At 33.3% G+C, this 23574-nt stretch carries 13 protein-coding genes; 1 reads left to right on the top strand and 12 read right to left on the bottom strand.

The window, feature by feature from the left end; all coding sequences use genetic code 11:
- Positions 1-215: 215 nt before the first annotated feature.
- Together cysM and epsC are read right to left on the bottom strand one after the other, a co-directional pair.
- Entirely contained in the window at positions 216-1118 is a 903-nt protein-coding gene (gene cysM / locus ACZIYX_RS12235) for a cysteine synthase CysM (RefSeq protein ID WP_462682532.1), read from the bottom strand.
- A 2-nt stretch (positions 1119-1120) separates the two neighbouring features.
- Positions 1121-1912, bottom strand: a complete 792-nt coding sequence (epsC, locus tag ACZIYX_RS12230; protein ID WP_462682531.1) for a serine O-acetyltransferase EpsC — start codon at positions 1910-1912, stop codon at positions 1121-1123.
- 422 nt (positions 1913-2334) lie between these two features.
- On the opposite strand from epsC, the gene ACZIYX_RS12225 reads away from it, so the two are divergent.
- Positions 2335-2754 (top strand): CBS domain-containing protein, encoded by a 420-nt coding sequence (locus ACZIYX_RS12225; protein ID WP_462682530.1) that lies wholly within the window; start codon positions 2335-2337, stop codon positions 2752-2754.
- A gap of 296 nt (positions 2755-3050) precedes the next feature.
- Here ACZIYX_RS12225 and ACZIYX_RS12220 read toward each other — a convergent pair whose 3' ends face one another.
- The 10 genes from ACZIYX_RS12220 to ACZIYX_RS12175 form a co-directional block, all read right to left on the bottom strand.
- Positions 3051-5927 (bottom strand): T9SS type A sorting domain-containing protein, encoded by a 2877-nt coding sequence (locus tag ACZIYX_RS12220; protein ID WP_462682529.1) that lies wholly within the window; start codon positions 5925-5927, stop codon positions 3051-3053.
- Between the two features lie 9 nt (positions 5928-5936).
- Entirely contained in the window at positions 5937-8030 is a 2094-nt protein-coding gene (locus ACZIYX_RS12215; RefSeq protein WP_462682528.1) for a fibronectin type III domain-containing protein, read from the bottom strand.
- Positions 8030-12889, bottom strand: a complete 4860-nt coding sequence (locus ACZIYX_RS12210) for a hypothetical protein (protein WP_462682527.1) — start codon at positions 12887-12889, stop codon at positions 8030-8032. The genes ACZIYX_RS12215 and ACZIYX_RS12210 overlap by 1 nt, the downstream gene beginning before the upstream one ends.
- Before the next feature lie 306 nt (positions 12890-13195).
- Positions 13196-13873 (bottom strand): hypothetical protein, encoded by a 678-nt coding sequence (locus ACZIYX_RS12205; RefSeq protein ID WP_462682526.1) that lies wholly within the window; start codon positions 13871-13873, stop codon positions 13196-13198.
- Positions 13874-13964: 91 nt separating this feature from the next.
- Positions 13965-14324: a transposase gene (locus tag ACZIYX_RS12200; protein WP_462682525.1), complete on the bottom strand. Its 360-nt coding sequence runs from the start codon at positions 14322-14324 to the stop codon at positions 13965-13967.
- A gap of 33 nt (positions 14325-14357) precedes the next feature.
- Complete coding sequence (locus ACZIYX_RS12195) at positions 14358-14675, bottom strand: transposase (protein ID WP_462682524.1); 318 nt, start codon at positions 14673-14675, stop codon at positions 14358-14360.
- A gap of 2 nt (positions 14676-14677) precedes the next feature.
- Positions 14678-15277, bottom strand: coding sequence for an REP-associated tyrosine transposase (locus ACZIYX_RS12190; RefSeq protein WP_462682523.1), 600 nt, complete (start codon positions 15275-15277; stop codon positions 14678-14680).
- Between the two features lie 69 nt (positions 15278-15346).
- Complete coding sequence (locus tag ACZIYX_RS12185) at positions 15347-15847, bottom strand: transposase (protein WP_462682522.1); 501 nt, start codon at positions 15845-15847, stop codon at positions 15347-15349.
- 124 nt (positions 15848-15971) lie between these two features.
- Entirely contained in the window at positions 15972-17183 is a 1212-nt protein-coding gene (locus ACZIYX_RS12180; protein WP_462682521.1) for an HD domain-containing protein, read from the bottom strand.
- Positions 17184-17221: 38 nt separating this feature from the next.
- A complete protein-coding gene (locus ACZIYX_RS12175) occupies positions 17222-23566 on the bottom strand; it encodes a fibronectin type III domain-containing protein (protein ID WP_462682520.1) in 6345 nt (2114 codons plus the stop codon).
- Positions 23567-23574: the final 8 nt, after the last annotated feature.

Raw genomic sequence — 23574 nt, 5'->3', positions numbered from 1 at the left:
AGAAAATTATCAACCAAATATTTGTTTTTAAGCACAGTTCATCCCAGTGCAGACTTTGTCATCCCAGTGCAGGCTTTGTCATCCCAGTGCAGACTGGGATCCAGATCATTAATAATGGATTCCGTTCTGCAACGGAATGACAAATCAACTTATTTCTATATCACGTAAAGTTTTGTCGTGTACAAAGAAACCAATGAATTGACCAAGAATACAGACTACCTTTTCGTCAATTTATTTTCAAATAAATCAGAGCTCAGATATCGATCTCCGCGATCACAAATAATAGCAACAAGGACACCGCTATCCAGAGTTTCGGCAAGTTTAAGGGCAGCAGTAACAGATCCACCGCTACTCATACCTGCAAAAACACCTTCTTCTTTAGCTAATCGTTTAGCCATGTTAGTTGCTTCGTCCTGGCTAACTTCAATTACCTGATCTACTTTGGATGGGTTAAATATTTTTGGTAAATATTCTTTTGGCCATTTGCGTATTCCTGGTATACTAGAGTCATCGGTTGGTTGTACGCCAACGATTTGTACTTCTTTAGATTTTTCTTTTAGATAGGTAGATGTTCCCATAATAGTACCTGTAGTCCCCATAGACGATACAAAATGGGTAATGGTACCATTGGTGTCTCTCCAGATTTCGGGTCCGGTAGTTTTATAATGTGCAAGCCAGTTATCCTCGTTAGCAAACTGGTTTAGCATAACATATCCCTCGTTATTTACTTTTGCTTCGGCATAATCCCTGGCACCTTCGATACCTACATCTTTTGAGGTAAGTGTAACTTTAGCACCATAAGCGCGCATGGTTTGTACTCGTTCTTTAGTCGAATTTTCTGGCATTACCAGCTCAATATCCAGTTTAAATATCCCCGCTATCATAGCTAATGCAATCCCGGTATTACCACTGGTAGCTTCAATAAGCTTGGTGTTTTTATCTATATCTCCGCGATCCAGAGCAGATTTAATCATATTATATGCGGCACGATCTTTAACACTTCCGCCGGGATTGTGTCCTTCTAATTTTAAATACAGGGTAATATTAGGATTGTTGATTAAGGAAGAAGCCTTTATCAAAGGCGTGTTTCCGATTAGGTCTAAAATACTATGAGACATTATTATACTACTTTTTTGATCTTGATTTCTGAGGTATTAGAAATAATAGAGTTTTCGGGTACAGATGTTGTAATCCATGCATTACCACCTATAGTACTGTTTGCACCTATAACAGTATTGCCGCCCAATATGGTTGCATTGGCATATATAGTAACGTTGTTTTCTACGGTTGGGTGGCGTTTTACATTGCGTAGTTTTCTGTCTACATATAATCCACCAAGAGTAACACCCTGGTATATTTTTACATTATCTTTTATAATTACAGTTTCTCCTATTACAATACCAGTTGCATGGTCTATAAAGAAAGATTTACCAATAGTTGCGCCCGGATTTATATCTGTACCGGTTAATCGGTGGGAGTATTCGGTCATTAATCTGGGGATTAAAGGCACTCCAATTTTTAATAATTCATGGCTTAACCTATATATTGCTATTGCATAAAACCCCGGATATGCCATATAAATTTCTTCAATAGAGTTGGCAGCAGGATCACTTTTAATAAAAGCTTGCGCATCGAGGTTTAATTTTTCTAAAATCTCGGGTAGTTTTTCTAAATAGGATTGCCATAATTTATGACAAGGTTTTTCTGTTTCCCAACAGGCAAGATCTATAAGCTCTTCAAATGTTTTTTCCAGAAGATCTATGTTTTTTGCAACCTCGGTATCTGTGTCAAATAAGGTGTAAAAGAGTAGGTTGGTAAAATATTCTGTTCTTTCTTTTAGTTTAAGCTTAAGATTAGGATTCTTTTTTTGTTCCTCGATTTGTGCAATAATTCGCTCTCGTTCTTTAGTCATTTCGTTCTATTTGAAAACTCTAGTAAATATATAGAATAAAGAATATAAAAAGTCTTATTAAAAGATAAAACCTTCCATTTTTTTGATAATAATAACAATTGAATAGGAGGGAGCAATGATTCCTTATGGTTTAATCCACATTGTGGAGTTTAATTCTTTGAGGCTTGCCTCAAAAACAAAATATATTTCAGGAAGCATACCTCGTGAGCTTGCTCCGAGGTTATTGATTCTTTTTTTAAGGGAATTACTACCTTAAGGTTATGGATTAAATGATTGTTGAAATTTAGGATAAATGAGTATCTGTAACAAATAGTACAGATATAAAAAGGGGGAAATGTTTTTTGGAGATATGCACTGATATTTGTCATAATTTTTTAGTGGTTTGGAAGGTATATTTACTATAGAATTTAAACGAAGACAAGATGAAAAAAAGAACACCTGTTTCCAAAATTATGACCTCTGATGTAATTACTTTGAACCCTAGTAATGGTTTAGAAACAGCAGAAAAACTATTTAAAAAATATAATATTCGTCATATCCCGGTGGTAAGTGGTGATGCTATTATAGGAATGCTTAGTTACACAGATTTGCTGCGTATAAGTTTTGCAGATGCTATTGATGAAAATGAAACTGATGTAGATACTGTAGTTTATGAAATGTTTACGATTGAACAAGTAATGGCAAAAAATTTGGTTAGTGTTAATTCTAATACTACAATTAAGGAAGTTGCAGAAATATTATCTAAAAAAGAATTTCATGCTTTACCAGTGGTCGATGATAATAAATTAGTTGGTATTGTAACGACTACAGATTTAATCAATTATTTAATAGAACAATTTTAAATCACACAATAGATATAATATAGTAAAAAACAGGAAAGCTATTTGCCTCCTGTTTTTTATATATAAATTATAGCATTTACCTTTTGATTTTATCGCTAGAATACTTTTTTATTATTTCTGTTTTTATAATAAAAACCTATTATACTATTTTAACTTTAAAATCGTGCATATAGAAATTGAGTCTGTTTTTTAACTATTCAATTTCAAATGAGAAAAAATCAACGTCACATTTTTAGCATACTTTTAGTACTCATTTGGTTTTAAAAGTATAACCAGTATAAGTAATTTTCAATTTTTTATTTAACGACTATTTTACGGATAGCATTTCCATAAGGTGTTTCTAGCACTATTGCATATACACCTGCTGCTACATTTATAGAGAATGGTATTTCATATTCTTTTTTTCCGGTATGTTTTTCTTTTGCTAACAACACATTGTCTGCCAGATTGAATATCTTGATACTAATTTCTTTTTGTTCTTTGAGTTCTACTTTAACAGAGAATTGCCCATTAGATGGATTTGGATATACGCTAAATTGCCTAATGTTTGTTATAGACAAAGTTTGTGTATTTTCATTTGGATTACCCAGTTCTTCTCCCTGAAGTACGACTATGTTTTGTGTGTAGGTATCCTGACAATCCCCTAATTTAGAGATCAGTGTGATTTCATACGTTCCCGGAGTTTCAAAGGATAGCTCTACAAGGTCTTGATCTTGCTGTATGATTTGTGCTCCATCAGGAAGTATCCATTCAATTTGATTGGGAATAGGATAGGTAACATCAATAATTACCATTTTTTCGTTGGTAAAAACCTGACTTGCATATAAAAATTCAGCTTTGATTTCTTTAATATTTTCTGTTACCATAATAGTGTCTTCTGCAATACATCCTTTACCAGAAATTACAGTAGCTGTATATTTTCCTTCCTGATCCACTTTAATAACAGGTTCTGTACTGGTAAATCCAGTTGAAGAAGTCCAGTTATACGTTGCTAAAGGATCTTGTATTTTTGCTGAGATAGTAACTATTTGTCCCTCACAAAAGAAAGGGTCTTCTCCCAAATCTATAGTAAACAGAGGAGGGTTTATAAACTCGATAGGTTGGCTTGAGTTGGTTACAAAACAACCTTTTTCATCTGTTACCCGATATATATAGGATCCAAAGCCTGCGTTTTCTAAGATTTTTCCAAAAGCACTAAAATCAGGATCTAATAAATTCTCCCAAATAATTACATAATCTCCCGTTCCTCCCTGAATATCCAATTGTATACCAGCATCGCTACCATCCCGACAAGAAAGCTCTTTTTTACCAGAACTTGTCACTATAATAGGATTAGGTCCTTGAACCTTAAATTGTTTTTTTTGACTGTTTCCTCCATCATCAGTTACTGTTACTTCATAATCCCCAATACCTACATTGGCTAGTGTAGCATTTGTAGATCCATCGTTCCAGAGATAAGAGTATTCTCCATCAGGTTCTAAATACCCTTCTATGGCACTTGCAATAAGATTGACTTGTGTATACGAACAATCTACGGTATCTGGTGTCATTCGAATAGTAATTTCTATAGGCAGCGGGTCTATTAATATAAATTCTTCGGCGTCTGAGACACAGCCATTACTGTCGGTTACTATAATAGTATAGGTTCCTTCAAAAAGATCTTTTACATTAGTATTGGTAGATGTTGCAGAAGGAGTAAAAGGATTTCCATTTTTGGTCCATGTATAATTAGTGTAATTGCCAGATCCACCAGAAACAGAAAAAGAAATACTCCCGTTATTTCCATCGATAAGAGTAGGGTTTTTAATTATTAAAGGAATAACCCTGGGTTTATCAGGAAATCGTTCGTTAATCGTTATAACACTACTGGTAGTTTGACATCCTTTATTGTCTTGAACAGTTATCGTATAATCTCCTTTGGTTAAATTTTCAAAAAGAGTAGCAGATTGAAGATTTCCTCCATTGATAGCGTATTGATATGGCGGTGTTCCGCCAGAAGGAACTACGGTTATGTTTCCATCATTACCTCCTACACATAATACATCTGTTTTTGTCCCAGTTACGGATAAGGCTGGGGGAGCTGTTAAAGTAAACGGGTTACTTTGGTCGTATTTATCCGGATTTGTATCAAAAGCACTCCCTCCTTTTTTGGTCTGCCATAAAACTTTGTATGTACCTGCAGGAAGATCTCGTGGAGTCCATGTATAGGAACGACCACTAAAATCAGTTTTTGTTATCACTTTAGAAGAATATCCATCATAAGTACCATTGATTTGCCGATATATTTGCAGGTTCATTTTTTCATTGGTAGCAGCATCTAATTCTCTCTCAAAAGTAACGGTAAAACTACCATTGGTATTATCTACACTAATATCACTATTACTACAACTAGGAGAAATAGGTTGCGGATCACCAACTAATCCTGGAGAGCAATTTGTAAGTGTATATTGTATTATATCTGAATAATCGTTCTGGTTACTAGCGTTCTGAACATATTTTACTCTAAATCGAATAATATTAGCGTTGTCAATATTAGGTATTGTAGATAAATCTATATCTGGATGAGTTGTTTTTCCTCCATAAGGTAATAATTCTTGAAAAACAGTTCCACCTAAAGAATATTCTAAAGAATATGCAATATTTGTTGCTCTATCAGTAATTTTTAAAGGTAATGATTCATCTCTGCAGTACAAGGTAGATGTATTGTTAATATTGTTTAAGTTATCTAAGAAAGTAACTCGAAGAGAAGCGGCATAGTCAAATTCTACAGGTCTGCAAGTCTCACCAGGGAAGTTGATAAAATTTATAAAAGAAGAAGTGTAGGGGAATGTTTTTTTAACTACACAATATTGTGTGTTAGGATCAGGAAGATTTAGATGAACACTATAGGCTGTTAATTTTTGAGATCGAGTGGTAGTACTTTCAAAAAAATATGTTTTACCATCTATTGCTGGTATAGACACCCCATTAAATTTAAACTCACGGGGCCCTTTAAACTGAAAAAGATTTCCACTACTAGTTGGAATATTTGAACCAAATGAAATATAATAATCTGTTGATAAACCAGATCTATTATAGGTAAAACGGTTTTCAACTTTATATTTGTACTGGCTATTAGCATAAAAAGATAAAAAGCCTAAAAAAAATAATAGTAATGTTGTTTTCTTCATCATTATGATATATTAATACTTTACTTCAATTTCTTCCCATTCACTAATGCTTCCGTCTATAAAAATAGCTTTAAATGCATACGTATAGGTAGTATTTGGGATTATTTTTTGATCTATCCAACGGTTATCTTGTATATCTAGTCGTTGGTATAGAGTAAAAGGGGTTTTGTCTGTTTTTCGATATACTTGTATTTCTACAGCGTTCTCTTCTTTAAAGCGCCAAGTGAGTTGTATAAATTTTTGTTCCCGATTTACGGTTGCGTATAATCCTTTTATTCCGGGTTGTAAAAGTTTACCTGGTATATTGATCGTTAGTGGAGGGGTAGGCTCACTTTCTAAACCACCCTGATCTACTGTGATTAAGGTGTATTGGTATTTTTGACCAGGATTTACTTTTGTATCTATAAAATGCGTAACAGAATCTATAGAGGTTTCATATATTTTTTTCCAAGGCTGGGTTATAGAATCATTAGCTTTTTTTCTATAAAGAATTGTGGCTGCCCAATCTTCTGAAGAGCTATTAATCCAAGTAAAATCTACCGCGCCTTCCTTTATTTTGTATGTTTTAAATACAGGAGATGTTGGTGGTATTCTATCTGGTTTTTGTAGCACCAAAGTATCTGATGGTTTGGATTCATTATATCTATTGTCTAATGCGATTAATCGATAATACACAGCTTTATCAAAAGAAGTCATGTCTATACTATCGATAAAATTTTCTTTGATCAGGTTTGCTTTATTTAATTTAGTAAATTCCTGATCTTTTCGGTAAGCTCTTAGAATATCATATCCCTTTAGATCTAGCTCGGTATTTTTGGACCACTTTAATGTTACTATACCCAGAGTGTCTATAGTCCCTTCTAATCCTGTTGGTTTTTTTGGAGGAATACTGTCTATAGGTTGTACCATTGCTGGAGGGGATTCTTTATAATCCTGATTGTTTCCAAAAGCTTTTATTTTAAAATAGTTAATATCAGATAAAGGACCATACTTTATTTTTGTCTGTGTCGGAGCTATACTATCTACTACGGTTTTATAAGGACCTATTGCTGTTTCAGCTCTTAATAATTCGTATTTTCTAACTTTCCATAATTCTTCTTCGGCAAATGTCCATTCTAATGCGACTTCGTTTTCAGAGAGTATATTGGTATTAGTAAATAAAGGCTCACTTTTTATTTCTTTAAACCCTATAAGTTCGGCAGGGTCGGATGGAGGGCTGGTTTCACTAAAATAGTTAATACCTGTAATACGATACCAATATTTTTTACCGTATTGAGGTATAGAATCAGTATATGATACTCCAGAATACGGGGTGTCTGCCAGTTTGGTTATGGGTACATTATTAATTTTATCGAAAACTTTTCCATCTTCAGAACGCTCTAAATTATATGCCGTATAGTAGGGCAGGAGCTGATCATATTCCCAAACCAATACGAAAGCATTTTGATAGAAATAGCCAAAAAAATCAGTAGGTTTAGGTAATTCTTCTTTATCTTTTGTACTTATAAATACTCCTGATGATTCTACTAACATTTTTTCTTTAGGAATAGCACTTTTTATATTGTAGAGATATTTTTCATTTTCTTTAACAGTAGTATCCACAAACCCCAATCCAGCATATTGTGCTACTTTGAAATCCTGATCTATAGCAAATAAGGAAAATCCAAACCTGCGATCCAGTTCTTCACTTTCATAAAAAACTTGCAATAATTGATTTTCTTCGTTATTGTTTACTTGAAACGTTTCTCCATAAATAGCTTGTGCTGCTACGGCTGCCATATCATTTTCCTGAATAAAACTTTCCCATTCTTTTGGAGGTTTAGGGCGAATAGTATCCCCAGAAAGGATTACTTTTTCTGGTACTGTAAGTGGTTTACTGTCTCTTAATACTGTTGCTCGTTCTACAATAAAGCCGTATTGATTACTATATTTCCAGGCATATTTATCGTCTACAGCCCAACGTAATAGTATTGCATTTTCTTTTGCTAAAGCTTTAACTACTATTTTTTTAGGAGTTTCGATTTCTTTTTCTTGTGCGGTTATGGTATTATTCATTCCCCAGAAAAGAACTACTATACTATATATGATATAATGTTTTAGCGTCATTAAAAATAATTTTTATAATCTACCTTGATTGTATTACCTGTATCTTTATTAGGTAATGTATATTGAAATTCTACCTGATATTTTTCTACATTTATATAAGGAAATATTCCATCTATGATATATTTATATCTTTCGTAAGCAGTCATATCTATAGGATTTGCATTCAAATAACGATTTACAATAACATATTGCAGATGTATATAATCCTGTTTATAGGCTGCGGCAAGATTCCATCGAAAAGGGAAACGTTCTTTTAAATATGGATTCTCGGGATTGTTTTGTACATACTCACTATAGGTCAAAGAAGGTTTGATGTTTTTCATAGGGGGTGTTCCCAATATAGTTTCATCTCTATTTACCCGAATATCAGTATCCAAAGGGTAATTTTGATAGAGTAAAGGGTGAATTTCTTTTTCATAATAATAATCAGATTTCATTCCAACCCCAGACATAAGAGGTTTGTTCAGGGTATATTTGGTTCCAACTACTTCATTTACATCAAAAGGTTCAAATTTTGCAATTCGTAGTTCTAATTGCGCTGCATTAGATGATCCATCCATAAAAGTATAATAGTCGGTAATATTCATTGCCCGCATTTTTTCTTTAAAAGTATTAAACTTACTGGTGGTAAAGTTAAATTCTAATCGGGTTAAGGAAGCATCATTGGTAGTAGTGCCAGTAAGAGAATTATTGGATATGGATACATCTTCGTTTACATTTGCAAATGTTTGTTCTACATTTACATTATTACCAGAGTCTAATTTTGAAGTCACTAATTTATATAATATTCCTGTAGTATTAGGTAATTTTGGTAAAGGAAAGGTAAGGATGTTACCAGTAGCGTCGTACGAAAATTCTACTTTCATATTTTGTCCATTTTCTGCTACAAAAAATAACTCATCTTTAAAACCAGGAGTCCCAAATAAATAATCCTGTCCTTTTTCTAATTGCACATAGCCGGTATTACTTTCTTTTGGCAAAACATATCGTTGATCTACAATAGGGTACATATATTCGATATTTTTATATGGGATTCGAGTAGGAGCTTTTCCTGTTGTAAAGGTTACTGTTTTTTGTTCTATTACAGGTTGCCCATTACTTAGAACAGATGTCCAAGCTCCTTCTTTAAATTCGCTAAATTCTACTTTTACTGTGGCTGAAATTTCTTTTTCAGGGGGTAAAATGTCGTCTGTATCAAAGATTAAGACATCTTTTTTTGTATTCCATGTTTTTTCACCAGCCAATACAATGCTACCATCTTTTACAGTTATTTCTTTTAACTCTACTTTATATTTTCTGGTACCTATATCATCATTGATTTCTACAATTTCTCCTACAGGTACATTAAAAGCAACTTGTATAGCATCAAAAACATCTACGTTTCCTGCACTATCTTCGGGTAAAATATCAGATATGATTTGCACGTCCTGTATACCTGTCCGGCCTACAATTTCACATTCTTCTCCTATAATGACTTTTAATCTTGCTTGTATGGTTACTACTCCCAATACACTTATTTTTACTCCTGCATATCCTTTTACAAACCAAGGGTTTGGTAACTGTCCCTGAGCAAGTACTGCAATACCAGCTTTAAGAATAGGCACTTTTTTCTTCATTCCAAAAATCTTGATTTGTGCGCCTATTTCACCTTGCAAAAATGAATAAAGTTGCCCTGTAGCATACCACCCATCCATACCTATTGGGCCAGGTCTTCCTTTACAATGTGCATCTCCAAAATCCTTAATCATAATATCAAATCCAACCCCTGCACGTACCGATGCATATATGATTCCCCAATCAAAGCTTTTTCCTATTTCTACGTAGGCACCAAATGCATATCCAGTACCTTGTGCAAGTTGGCTTTCAAAATTTCTGCCAAATAAAAGCTCATCCCCACTTAGGTTTAATATATCAATAACTTCTGGTTTAGGTAGTGCAGCCGGCTCCAGAATAGTTCCTACCATAAAATACAGATCAAATGAGGCATCAAAAGGACCAATAGGGATACCTGCTACCCCAAATCGTTTGGTTGGTGTACCTATATAGATATACCAATCATTAGGAGAGTCATAAAACTCGATATACCCCAGTCTGTTTTTTTCACCGGCACCACGTATGGTTCCAAGGTTAAGAAATACATCAAACATTCCCCAATACGTGTCATTTCTAAAATCCAAATCTACCGCTAGTTGTGCTGCAAATTTTTCGTTTCCTGTTAATATATCTGGAAATACATGGGTAGAAAAATACTTGATTCCTTCTTTATCAATAGACATACTGCTAAAATTAGGTAAGGTTTTCTCTTTTTCTGCTAGTTTTTTCTGCATTCCTTCTACAGTACCAAATGCAGAACTACCACTATCTTCTCCGCCACTACCTCCATCATTTGTCATAAGTGCTGCACCACCGTAAAATCCTAATCTGCTAAGTCCACCCCCTGCAGAAGGGCTGTTAAAACTCATTTCTATAGCAAATAACCCGGTAAAGGTTGCTGATTTTTTGACTTTGAAAGCAGCCATGGCTTTAAACCCAAATTCTGTATCTATATCTGGTTGGTAATTAATACCCGACATACTATGTCTTTCTTTTTCTTCCATACCAGCTTTGCGCATGTGATGGTATACACCGCCACCAAGCTCTAATATTTGCAAAGCTTTATTGCTTTTATTAGAATTAGGTTTCCCAAAGGCATCCACATACCAATATCTAAAGTCGTCTTTACGACCAAAAAGTCCCTTTGCTTCTAATTCTATTTTTAAACTTTCTGCATATAATTTAAGTTTTCCAGATAGTCCTTTGCCATATACGGGATCTTCTCTAAAGAAGTTAAGCTCCCCATAGAACTCAAAGTTCTTTCGTTTTACATCTATTTTTACAGCATCTACTTCAATTTTATCAAATTTCCATTTTAGATAATCTCCATCATCTAATTTTCCTATAATACGAAGTTTGACATCTCCTTTAATACCAGATCTATCAAGATTTAGAAAACTGTTAAACCCAATTTCTGCTCGGTCATCTTCATATATTTTTGCTTTGATATCGTAAAACCCTAGTTGAAACCCGGCAATTTTTGGTAATGCAATAGTATCTTTAAAGCCCATATATTTTATAGAGAGATAGGGGCGCGCCTTGGTCTGTATTTTAAAATTTTGAAAAGCAAGCCCATCAAATTCTAAAGATTCTATATCACTTACCTCTTTGTCTTTTGAGGATATAGAATTCAAAGAGTTTTTCTGCTTTTTATTAAAAGCCATAAGCCCGGTGAGGTTAGCTTCGGGATAGAATTTTCCGTTTTCGACTTCCATTTTTATATAGGACTCTGGAAAAAGTTTTGCTTTGCCTTTAAAAATATTAAAATCGACATCTTTAGTCACTTCTACCCGAACACTATAATGGTTATCGGCAGTAATCAATCCTTTATATTCTAATTCTCCGTTACCATCTTTATCAGACTGACTAATTGGTAGAACTATTTTGCCATTAAAATCGGCTTTGATAAAATGATTGACTTGAAGATCTACATTTAGAGAATCTAAGGAGTATTGCCATTTGCCAGCATTTCCTTCATTAATATTAAATAGATTGGTAGCGAAAAAGTTGCCAGAGACCCCAAAATTATCAATAAGTAATCCTTTAGCACCAAAAGAAATGCGTTCTTTGGATTTGGTTATCTGAAACTCAGGAGGTAAGGTAATAGTCACTTCTTCACCATAAAAACCTCTCCATAATTCTTTTTGATTTGTTGGGATTAGTTGTTGTTCCTCATAAATTTTGGGGAATGTAACCAACGGAGAGTTTTTGGTATCACTAAGATCCAGTACCACATTTTGCATTTTGAACGCCCAACCAGGTAAGGATGTTAGTTCAAACTTAGGTAAATCCAGTTCGATAAGAAGGTCTTGCAAGGATTCTGCTACAAAACTAAAATTAGCTCCTACGTAGCTTTCGTTGTTGGTTATTTTTTTACCATCCTGAGGTGTTGTTTCTTCTGGAAATTTTTGAGTACCATTTTCGTTTAACGGGATTGCTACCGTTTTGGCAATACGTACATCGGCTTCCAGAGCAATTTCTGTTACTTTACCGGTGCAGTCTATTTTTACATAAGTTTGTTTTGTGGCAGATCCATCATTTTCTAAACCTCCTTTAAAGGTAATAGCCCATTGCCCGCCACTTTGCCCTACGGGAAAGTCTCCTATAAGATTTAATTGTGCTTCGCCATAAATTCCTCCCTGATGGGATAGTTTTACATTACTGGCACTAAAAAATAATTCTGTACTGAGTTCTCCAAGAGTAAGTTTAGCAAACAAATCTACCTCGGCATAATTAGCATGTAATTTAGCTTTTACAATACCTATAGTAATGGAAGAACTTTCGGATACATTTTTTTTGATTCCTACCGGAAACTGAAGTAATTCTTTACCACTAATGATATTAATGAAATTTTCTTGTTTTTCTATCTCTTTAAACAATTCTTTGGCTTTCCCCATCAGAGAATCGGTTTTTGGGGTAGGTTTATAGATCTTTTTAATATAATCTTTGGTAAACTCTGCCATGCCTTTAAAGAATCCTTTTTTTGGAGCATTTGTAGAATCTAATTCTAACTCTGGGAAAGATCGAAATTGTCTGGTGTCATATTTTCGTAAGGCATACGCTTTGCTTATTTCATTAGCTACTCGCTTTGCTTTAAAAGCGGCTAGTTTTTCTTGTGCTTTGGTATCTGGCTCATTTACTTTCGTGTTTTCATGCAACAACGTTGTTGTTTTCTTATTCTTGATCAATAGGGAATCTTTACCTGTATTGGAAAAACCGACTATGGATAATAGAAGGGAAAGTAGGAGTAGATATTGGTTTTTCATTCGATTTTGGTTTACTATTGTATTGGTGTTTTATGCTTTTATATAATAGTCACTTTATTGTTTGACTTTATTATTCTTTCTTTTTTACTCTACGAAGTTGTAAGACTTTGTGGAGCTAGGGTTTTATATACTTATTTAGTTTCATTACCACTCTAATCATTCGTTTTTATATTCATTTATGTCGTGTTTGCTATATTTGTTACCTTTTTGTATCAAGGATCATATTACAAACGGTGTTTTTATTTATTCTTTTACCTTTCGTTTTTATCTCGCTCCGTTAAGTCAGAAGACTTTTTGGAGTGGAGACTATTTTCTTTTTTTTTCCTTTTTAAAACCGCCTAAAATGTATTTCCAGCCCCTATAACTATTATCAAAGCGGTTCCATAAAGCAGGGGCTTCTCCTGTGTTTCTATATATTTTAATATTGGTAAATAAAAGTTTAATACCAGATATAAAAATTAAAATCCCCAATAAAATAATAACTATACCAAATAGTACACTTAGTATAATAAAAAAAAGAGAAATCGGTTCACCTATCACATATTCATCATTTAGTATAAGTTTACCCCTACCCATTCGTACTTTTATATGAGATAATTTTTCTGCTGGGATACATAAAGGAATTTGCTTAATTATGGGTTGTTCTGTAATCAACTTTTCTTGTCTTAAAAAATCAAAGAATTTTATATGTTTTTTATTCACATCCACTATTCTAAATACCTCATCTTTTTTCTTGTTATCTGATAAACGTAAAATTATTTTTATATTATCATAATTCTTATGCTCTTCTGGAATTAATGTTTTTATTATTACTCCTTCTGGAATTAATGTTTTTATTTCTATCTCTTCAATACTTTCATACTCGACAAGTCTTAATTCTTCTTCTTCTTGTATAGTAATAAAATGAGGCCCTACCTGAAAAACCAATAGTAAGGGGACTAAAAAAAGTAATCCAAATTTTATGATATACTCTATATCTTTCATGTTTTTTTTATTATTGCTCCTGCTCCGCAAAGTCTCCTGACTTCGCGGAAGAATACATTTGCAGATATCGTATTGTTAGCTACATTCATTATTATTTTATATATTTTAAAATCGTAGATGGTTGTAAAACATCTACAACAGGATTCGATATCAAAGTCACAGGTAATACACTATCTATCTCCTCACTATAATTACTTGCACTAGAATATTTATATTCACTACTTTTTCTAACAATGCCAGATCGAATCGGGTTTAAATGAATATAATCTAGTTTTGACCACATAAATTTATGTGAATAAATCTCCTCGGCATGATTACCATATTGCCAAAACTGATAGTTTTTATTTCGATTATGTGTTTTTGTAGCCAGAGCAAAACGTTCTAACATCCATTCTCTTCTGCTTTCTGGCTCCTGCTCCGCAAAGTCTCCCGACTTCGCGGAAGAATACATTTGCAGATATCGTATTGTTAGCTACATTCATTATTATTTTATATATTTTAAAATCGTAGATGGTTGTAAAACATCTACAACAGGATTCGATATCAAAGTCACAGGTAATACACTATCTATCTCCTCACTATAATTACTTGCACTAGAATATTTATATTCACTACTTTTTCTAACAATGCCAGATCGAACAGGATTTAAATGAATATAATCTAGTTTTAACCACATAAATTTATGTGAATAAATCTCCTCGGCATGATTACCATATTGCCAGAACTGATAGTCTGCTCCGCAAAGTCTCCCGACTTCGCGGAAGAATACATTTGCAGATATCGTATTGTTAGCTACATTCATTATTATTTTATATATTTTAAAATCGTAGATGGTTGTAAAACATCTACAACAGGATTCGATATCAAAGTCACAGGTAATACACTATCTATCTCCTCACTATAATTACTTGCACTAGAATATTTATATTCACTACTTTTTCTAACAATGCCAGATCGAATCGGGTTTAAATGAATATAATCTAGTTTTGACCACATAAATTTATGTGAATAAATCTCCTCGGCATGATTACCATATTGCCAAAACTGATAGTTTTTATTTCGATTATGTGTTTTTGTAGCCAGAGCAAAACGTTCTAACATCCATTCTCTTCTGCTTTCTGGCTCTGTTTGTATTTTAGATAAAATATTTTTTGCTGTAAACTTTTTAAAATCTCGTACCAAATCTGATAACTGATCTTTTTCTGATTGAACGATCATATGTATATGATTACTCATGATAACATACCCGAACAAGACCATTCCCTTGTTTTTAATACAATAATCTAAACAATCTATAATTACATCACAATATATTTGCCTGGTAAATACATCTACCCAATCTACCACAGTGGCTGTGATAAAATGAGCTTTGCTTTGATCTCTTATGATGTATCCTTCTTTCATATATTTTTATTGCTATGCAAAGTCCCTGACTATGAGAGCTGTTTTCTTTTTATTTTACTTTTTTATGTTTCATTTTAACTTTTCGTTTTGGTTATTCCGCGAAGTCGGGAGACTTTGCGGAGCGGGGTTGTTGTGAATGTAATCGATCTTTTGTTGTATGACTTTATCTGTCCATAATTCAATCGGTTTGTTATGTTGTTGCCAAAATTGATATTTGGTTACATTACTATTCTTTTTTCCTGCTTTTTTCATCATCCATAGAAGCCATTCTTTTCTACTCTCTTGTGGGTGTTCCTCAATCGTCCTTATGAGCTTTTTTGCGGTAAACCCTTTAAAATCCCTAATTAGGTCTGAAGGGTTTTCATTTGCCGCTCTAAAAAGTAAATGTGCGTGGCTAGGCATAAAACAATACGCATAGATTTCCATTCCTTTTTCTTTTCTACAATATTCTAAGCTGTTCGCTAATACAGAAAAGTATTCCTGACGCGTAAACACATCCATCCAATACACCGTAGCGAAGCTTATGAAATAAGCTGCTGATGGATTATGGAATTTGTATTTTCTGCTCATTGTTTTATAATTCTTTTCTTTTTTAACTTCTATCTTATCTTCTTACTCTCTTGCCTGCACGAGCGAGACGCTCGCGCTAGCGAGGGGATATGTAAGTAGTGGTTTTTCATAATTAATTTAGGTTTCATTCTGAATCATTAGAATTAATAATTTCTTCGAGGTGAAGAAATAGTCTTTTTCCTATCGTGGTCTCTATTTTATGAGAAATTAGATCTCTAATTAAAGATTGTTCATCTTTATATTTTTTTATCATCTCTATGTTGCCATGCAAAAGACTGAACTCAACATTGGCTATGCGATCAGCTAGTTTCACAATTATTGCATTTTGATTTGTAGCTATGTTTTCAAAAGTTATTTCTTTGTTTTCTAGCTTAGTTTTTGAAGGATTTTTTATGTTGCTAACGAGTTCCACAATTTCTCTGACATCTTCTCCACAATTTGAAGTGATCCAGGCTTTATCTGCATCCGTATCTTCTATAACATCGTGTAACCAAGCTGCTGAAAACAAATCAGTGTTTTTTTGTAACTGAGCCCCAAAGTGTAATAATATGGAAACCACATTTGTCAGATGAACTTCATAGGGATAGCTTCCATAACGTTGAGAATTATGTTTTTTTACGGCATAATCCCTTGCTTTTATAACTTTATAGGGAGTGCAGAGAACTACTATTTCTTCTACTATTTTTGGATTTATTTTATCCTTTTCATGTATCCACCCTGTAGCATAATGGTTCATGAATGATTTAATAACAGGGGTTTGTTTTTTCCAATCTCCGTTTTCAAAGGATTCCAAGCTAGAAATATTGTCATAAACAGATTTTCCTGCAATTACCCTAATAACAATATCTTTATTATTGAATTTATGTATATAGAAATAATAATCTAATAAATTATCTCCTTCTATACATTTTATTAATTTCGATTCATTGTTTTTAGGAAACAAATTTATTGCAGGGTTATCCTTAACTCGTTTAACATACGAATATAAGTGATAGGAAAAATTAATGTGCTCCCAATCTGGTTCGTACCCAAAAGGGTCAATTAAAGGTTCTCTTTCGTTTTTGTATTCCTCTCGTATTAAAAGAACATCATTTTTAAATATTTCAAAGTAGCTTAATTCATCATAATTATAGTTTACTTGATATTTAATATTGATTGACTCATCTATCAATAAGGATTGGTCTTTAAGAAAAAGATAATTTGATTTATTATAAGTAAATATAGAATAGATAGAACCATTAATGACTTCATATTCACCAACAATATTATGTTTTTTACTTTCAGAAATTAATTCTTCATTCTCAATAGAAATACTTTGAGTTTTTTCGGTGGGCATAAGGTCGATACCTAAATTTGAGTAAAATCTTTTTAACATTATCTCATTCTATATTTTATTAAGATTTTTTCTAATTCCTGGAGTTCTGATGAAGATACTTTGTCGGTAAAAAAATCATAAAAGTTTGTTCCTAATTCCTTTTTGGTTCCTCCAAAATTGAATGAAGATGACTTAGCAATGCTTTCATTTATTTCATTCCATTGAGACTGATTCAATAAATTTAGGTCATCAATACCAAATTTTTTCTTTGCATTAGTCTTTACCAAACCTTCATATGTGGCACCCCACTTGTCACCTTTTCCAGTTTGGGTATACGTAATTTCATTTCTTTTAAATATCCACTCTAAGAAATCTGATGGAGTGTAATCTTTATACTCTATAGTTAAAGATCTTCTCATTTCCTGTAGAATCTTAGCCACTTCTTCAATACTTTTTCCTTCATTCAATAACTCTATCTTTTTATCTGCTAAAGCTTCTACTTTTGCTGCATATTCCTCTCTTAATACTGAATTGGTTTTCGAAATTAAAAGTTCATCTAAATTATCACTTCTTAGATTTTCTTTCCAAGCTGACAAAAGGTTTTCATCCTGTAATTTTTGAAGTTTGTCTTTTGATGCTCCAGAAAAGTCCTGAAAGAATTCAGTTTTAAAACTTTCATCTAAATCGTCTATATTATTCTTTAAAACTGATAAACTAGATTCTTCTAGCTTATTTAACAAATCCAGATGACTACCTGAAAGTTTTAAGCTTTCATAAATAATGTTTTGAACATTTCCTGGCTCCGGAATCTTGCTAGAATTCTGAACCATCTCTTGAAATAATTCTTGAGCTCTAGGTGTGGTCGGATCTAAAATTCTATACTCTTCATATAGCGGATGGTTTATAGTTTGTTTGACATCTAAACTCTTTGGTGTATGAAATTGAAGCTCGAATACTTGACCTGAAGGTTCGCGTAGATTGGTATTTATGCCTTTATACACTGCTCCACCTTCAAATGTATTTTTGACATTAACAATTTCATATCCTTTTTGTTGTAAAGCTTTCATTACATCAAAAACTCCATCAGTAAAAGATTCTGCTTCAAAGGTGGTCGTATAGCGAAGGACATCATTCATTGGTGTATTTACTCCATCAACAAAAAGTTTTCTTACCAATGAACTTTTTGTTTTCAACCTGAACTCTAGACCTTCCATTATGCCACCTTTGGATGAAGCAATATTTGAAATATCAGAGGTAACTACTTCCTCAACCCTCCTCGCGTCACTCAAGAGTTGTTCTGCTTTAACGTTAATCTGTAAAATTTCAGATTTAGCGTCTAATACTTTTGTTAAGGCTTGCTTAATTTGCTTTACAGCCTCAGCATCATTAGCATGTTTCGCATCTTGTAAATCCTTAATTGCATATCCAATATAATCATCAGTAACTTTTTCATAACTACTTACAAAAACACCTAATTGATCATTGCTCAGTTGGTTTATGTTCTGTGAAAGTTTTCGTATATCAGACGCTATCTCTTCTGCTTCATCTACTTTATTTTTAGCTTTAATCAGTAGATTTTTAAAATTGATGTTAGAAACGTTTTCACCCAGACTTACGATACCAGAAAGTGTGGATGTTATTTGCAGAATGTTTTTAAGTTCATTCAATTCAGCATTATCACTCACGGATGTAGCTCCTATAGAAGCCATACTACTTATGACATCAGCCGTGTAGAAAATTCTTTTGGCTCTGGTTAGGTTAGTTGCAATATTTAGTGCACCTCCTGATACCGCTAAACTCGCTACGTCTATAACTGTGAAAATGGCATCAGCTGTCGTTTGATTTTCTCCAGATTGAGATACATAAGCTACAGCAATTGCGGGTATTGGATAATTTTTTCGATCAAAACCGACACCACTCTCAAAAGATTTTACACTGGTTAAGTTTGATTTATTAGTAAGAAATATTAAGTCAAATGGTTTAAAATATTCCTCATTACTATAATCGACTTTAAATTTGGTTTTGTCGTCTATTGTTACATTTCTAAATCCAGATTGGGTAAGCTGCGTTAATTTTATTTTACCAAAATTAGAATCATTTTTATCTGTGATGAAATTTCTATTTATCGTTTCCGTTTGGTAATAATCAGAAAGAGGAGCATCTATAAATCGATAGGTTAAAGTTTCTGAAGTGATATTGCCTATTTCTACTAGAGCTCTACCTACAACATTTGTATATTCGAAAACAAATGATCTGTTTTCAATATCCTTTATAGCATCAGATAATCTTGAGTCATAAAGTTCCTCAGCATCAAACATTTTCTTAGTGAGTTCTCTAATCAAAAGATTTCTGTTGTCAGAACCAAAGAATAAAAATGCATCATCAACGGCATAGAAAATTTGTTCGCTTAAGACTTTATCAGGATCAAATACATTTGTTCCTTCAATGCCTTCTAGGATAGGTTTGTTGATATTTCTATTAGCATATTGGATTAACTTTATGATTGCTCCTTCAAGATCATACTTGGCGCTATTACTTTCTGGTGTAAAAGTTTCATTAACAAATTTTGAAATGATTTTTAGTATGGTTTCAGAGTGTAGTTCAGCAATGTCATTTTGTGAAGCTATATTAATTACGTAGGCAATATCTTGAGAGTCATCCTCCTCAATTTTTCCTGGAATTGTATTATAATCCAGAAGAGAGGAAGCAATATTATTAGCTTCATTGTTTATATTAATTTTTAGATAATCATAGAATTTGATTAACCATTTTTCAGCTGAATCAGGAATATTAGCATCAGTTTTGATGGAATAAGATGTAGTTCCTTCTTTTTGATTTGTCTGAGAGTAACAATATTCTTGCCTTAGAAGTAATTCAAATTTACCTCCACCACTGCATAGATTTTGCCTATTCCAATTTCCGAATTGAGATGAGATTTCATCTAATAATCTGGGGTATAGAGATTTAATCTCAAGAATTTTGTTTCTAAGTAGAAAAGTTTTATCAGAATTAGAATAATTGGCTTCAGCAAATACCCAATTAACAGCTTCATTGGTAATCGAATATTGTGATCCTGAATATTGAATGTCTAAAGATTTAGTTCGAGTTTCTGCATCTATTTGTACTATAAAATCTTTTACTGGGACTATTCTGGAATTTTCAGAAAAATGTGAATAATTTCCGTTAATAATTAGAGCATGGTAAGAATATTTATCACTTTCATGAACTCCAAATATTATAGCTTTGGAACTATTTTTTTCATTTAATTCAATATTATAATCAGATAATTTATAGACTTCACCATTATCTGTACTATATTCTTTCAAAGAATATTCATTTTCTCCAAGTTCAATTATTCTTGCTTTATATGTTTTATCCTCAATGGTAAATTTTGCGATCGTTCCTGGAACAACAGTCATAAATTGATTGAATTTGGACAAATCATCAAATAGACTATTTCCATAGTAACCATAAAATTTGGTTACATTGGATACATTATTAGGTAATACAAGTATCTCCTTACTTGGTGTTAAAAAAGTAAAGGTTTTATTAGAATCTTCATTTTGACCAAACTGTAAATCTTTAAAGTATCCTCGCGTGGAATAATTTTCCCCACCACTATCCTCCTGAAACAAGAAGAGTTTTAAACCAGAATCACTCATCGTGGCCCAGTTGGGGTATCCCAGTTCTGTACCATCCCCATAATCCATTAACCAGGTACTGGCTTTGCCGGTATTATCCAGATTCTCACCAAATGGATGTTCTAAGGTAAATACACCATGTCCTAACTCATGCGCAGCAACTTTAAGCGCAGAATCTTTCTTTTCTAGTCCACTACCTATATGTTTTTCAAACAAAAATCCCCATTGTCTGGTTTTGGGCATAAAACCACTTAGCGGTTTAGAAACGGTAAATTCATTACTTAGTACTAAAACAAAATACTGTTGTGAGTCATATCCCGGATATTGTTTTTTGAATTCTTTGTAGATATTTTTTAGTTCTGTTGGATAGTCTGATAAAATACCGCTTCCGTCATAATCGATAATATTATTGTTGTTTTCATCCCAAGAGTTCTGAGCTACAGTAATATCTATAACATTAGGTTTTACTTTAAAATTTCCACCAGCGCGACTGTATATTTTATTTAGTTCTGTTTCAAAATCTGGAATGTTTTTACCACCATTTACGGTAACTACCTGTACAGGGATTTCTTTTTGTTTTCTAATATGATGGATAAAGAAACTTGCTGCAATCTTGTATTTTTTGTCGGCACTATCCAAATAAGTAATCACACACTCTTCATTTTGGTATGGATTTATGCCAGATACGGTAATTTTATAGGTATTTGTTCCTGCTAATCGTTCGTGTTTTATTGCAGAATTTTTAACCGTTTTTATGATGAGGCTGTCTATATTTATGTTAGAATCACTTATCTCGATGTCTGCATAAAAAACATCATCCTCTCCTTGTACTGCTGCCTTATGAGGAGGGTAGTAGTCCTTACCATCAGAAGTTTTTATTTTGCTATAGGTAGAGGTTTCAAAACTATTATTTACCTGATCCAGAGCAAAACGAGTCTCTGCTTCATTTTCCTTATGTTCTCTAAAAGCTACTTTAACCGCATCATTGATGATTGTATCTACATAGGGATCCTCTATAGTACCGGCATGAGTGCCAGATTGTATGCCATCAGCGTTAGCAGAGGTTAGAGGAGGGGATGGATCTCCTTTGCCTGTTTGGGTAATATTACCTTCTTTGTCTATAGTCCATTTATCTCCACTAGCATCGGTAATGGTATAGGTGTCTCCTTCGTCATAATCACGGTTATCCTTAGTGCCATCGGGTTTGGTAATCACGATTTGACCATCAATAATGCTAATGTCACTAGTTTCTATATCATAAGTAAGCGTAATGATATCGTTATCTCCACCAGTAAATACATCGACAATGTCTTCTCCTGCATCAATTACTTCGTCTACATCCAGAATATTACCCCATTTTGGGTCATATACTGTCATAACCATACCTTCTGCAAGTTGTTTTTGGTTATTTATAAAAACATTGGTAAAGTGCACGGCAACTTTAATGCTGTTAAAATAAGGAAAGGTTACATATCCCTTACCAGAGAAACGACCATTACTACCATTGGTTTCGGTTACTTTAACAGGAAAATCCCCTGCTTTAAAGATATCTCCCAGAAAGAGTTGTTCCAACGGTTCCATATTCTCGATATTCATATCTGGAGAGATACCACAGTCGATAAGGCTGGTTTCATCACTTTCTTCCAGCGTTGTAAATGTTTGTGAAATAGAATACTCACTTTCAGAAATAAGACATTTTTTAAGTACCTGATACTCATAAGTAGTTCCTGGACGAAGATCCCATATAGTAAGCCAGTTACTGCTTGTTCTGGATGTAAACCATTCATTGTTATTTCCTTTTTCACGATACCGTACTACAAATTCCGGGACATCGGTAGTAAAATCATCCCATAAAACATTTACTTGTTGGGCTCCTTTTACTTCGTGCCTTACAGTATCCGGGGTATCACAAGGAGAGGTATAATTAAACCAATAAATTTCACTGTATCCATTGTTTTTGAATAAGCCGATCTCTTCTGCGCCATTTAGAGCTTTTGCTTTTACACGCCATGCATATCGTTTGTTGGACAAAAATAAAGGGTTTGCAGGACCGTATAAATAGGATGTATTTGTTGTAGTGGTTTGAAATACTGGAGGAGATGCTAAAAATGCAGCTTGAGGATTTATGGTTTGATCCCATATCTCTACAATGCTTAGCTCATATTGTACATTACTTACATTAATATGCCTTGGAGTCCATTGAAATAATAGATTTAATGGATTTTGTTCGGTTACATCTATTTGATTGTTTGGGGCAATTAATAATGGAGGTTCGTTTTGGAATATAAATGTAGATGCGCATGTTTTTTGTGATATTCTTGCTCCTGTAAGAACATCATAAACTTCAAAACAGAATTGGTAGGATCCTTCTGGAATTATCTGTCCATAAGTGGCAGGGGGGATTCCGGTTATATTTTCATAACTAAAATATGGGGAGAGCTCTGTATTTGTTAGAGTTAATGGTATACCTCCTTCTATAAATAAAGTAGCCCCTCCAATAACAACATCTTTACTTTGAAAAGAGATGCCATTGCCTTCAAAATAAGTTTTTAGTTTAATTTCTCGATTTGCTTGTGATAAGTCATTTAAAATAATCTGAAGTCTTAAAGGGCTATTTATAGAACTTGCATTTGCGTATGAAGAAAAATAAATAGGTGCAGGAGGTGTAACTTGCGGTACTAATGTAACAGGAAAAGTTTGTGAGTGCAAACTCTGTACTATTAGTGATATTGTAAGGAACAGGAAAATTAACCGTTTCTTCATAAGTTAAG

The organism is Aquimarina sp., assembly GCF_977115655.1.
This window is presented reverse-complemented; position numbering and strand designations above follow the sequence as displayed.

What these genes read in the sequence shown, in the direction of transcription:
- ACZIYX_RS12225 (WP_462682530.1), top strand. Translation starts at nt 2,335, where the DNA reads ATGAAAAAAAGAACACCTGTTTCCAAAATTATGACCTCTGATGTAATT.
- ACZIYX_RS12190 (WP_462682523.1), bottom strand. Translation starts at nt 15,277, where the DNA reads ATGAAAGAAGGATACATCATAAGAGATCAAAGCAAAGCTCATTTTATC.
- ACZIYX_RS12185 (WP_462682522.1), bottom strand. Translation starts at nt 15,847, where the DNA reads ATGAGCAGAAAATACAAATTCCATAATCCATCAGCAGCTTATTTCATA.
- ACZIYX_RS12205 (WP_462682526.1), bottom strand. Translation starts at nt 13,873, where the DNA reads ATGAAAGATATAGAGTATATCATAAAATTTGGATTACTTTTTTTAGTC.
- ACZIYX_RS12220 (WP_462682529.1), bottom strand. Translation starts at nt 5,927, where the DNA reads ATGATGAAGAAAACAACATTACTATTATTTTTTTTAGGCTTTTTATCT.
- epsC (WP_462682531.1), bottom strand. Translation starts at nt 1,912, where the DNA reads ATGACTAAAGAACGAGAGCGAATTATTGCACAAATCGAGGAACAAAAA.
- ACZIYX_RS12175 (WP_462682520.1), bottom strand. Translation starts at nt 23,566, where the DNA reads ATGAAGAAACGGTTAATTTTCCTGTTCCTTACAATATCACTAATAGTA.
- ACZIYX_RS12200 (WP_462682525.1), bottom strand. Translation starts at nt 14,324, where the DNA reads ATGTATTCTTCCGCGAAGTCGGGAGACTTTGCGGAGCAGGAGCCAGAA.
- ACZIYX_RS12210 (WP_462682527.1), bottom strand. Translation starts at nt 12,889, where the DNA reads ATGAAAAACCAATATCTACTCCTACTTTCCCTTCTATTATCCATAGTC.
- cysM (WP_462682532.1), bottom strand. Translation starts at nt 1,118, where the DNA reads ATGTCTCATAGTATTTTAGACCTAATCGGAAACACGCCTTTGATAAAG.
- ACZIYX_RS12180 (WP_462682521.1), bottom strand. Translation starts at nt 17,183, where the DNA reads ATGCCCACCGAAAAAACTCAAAGTATTTCTATTGAGAATGAAGAATTA.
- ACZIYX_RS12195 (WP_462682524.1), bottom strand. Translation starts at nt 14,675, where the DNA reads ATGAATGTAGCTAACAATACGATATCTGCAAATGTATTCTTCCGCGAA.
- ACZIYX_RS12215 (WP_462682528.1), bottom strand. Translation starts at nt 8,030, where the DNA reads ATGACGCTAAAACATTATATCATATATAGTATAGTAGTTCTTTTCTGG.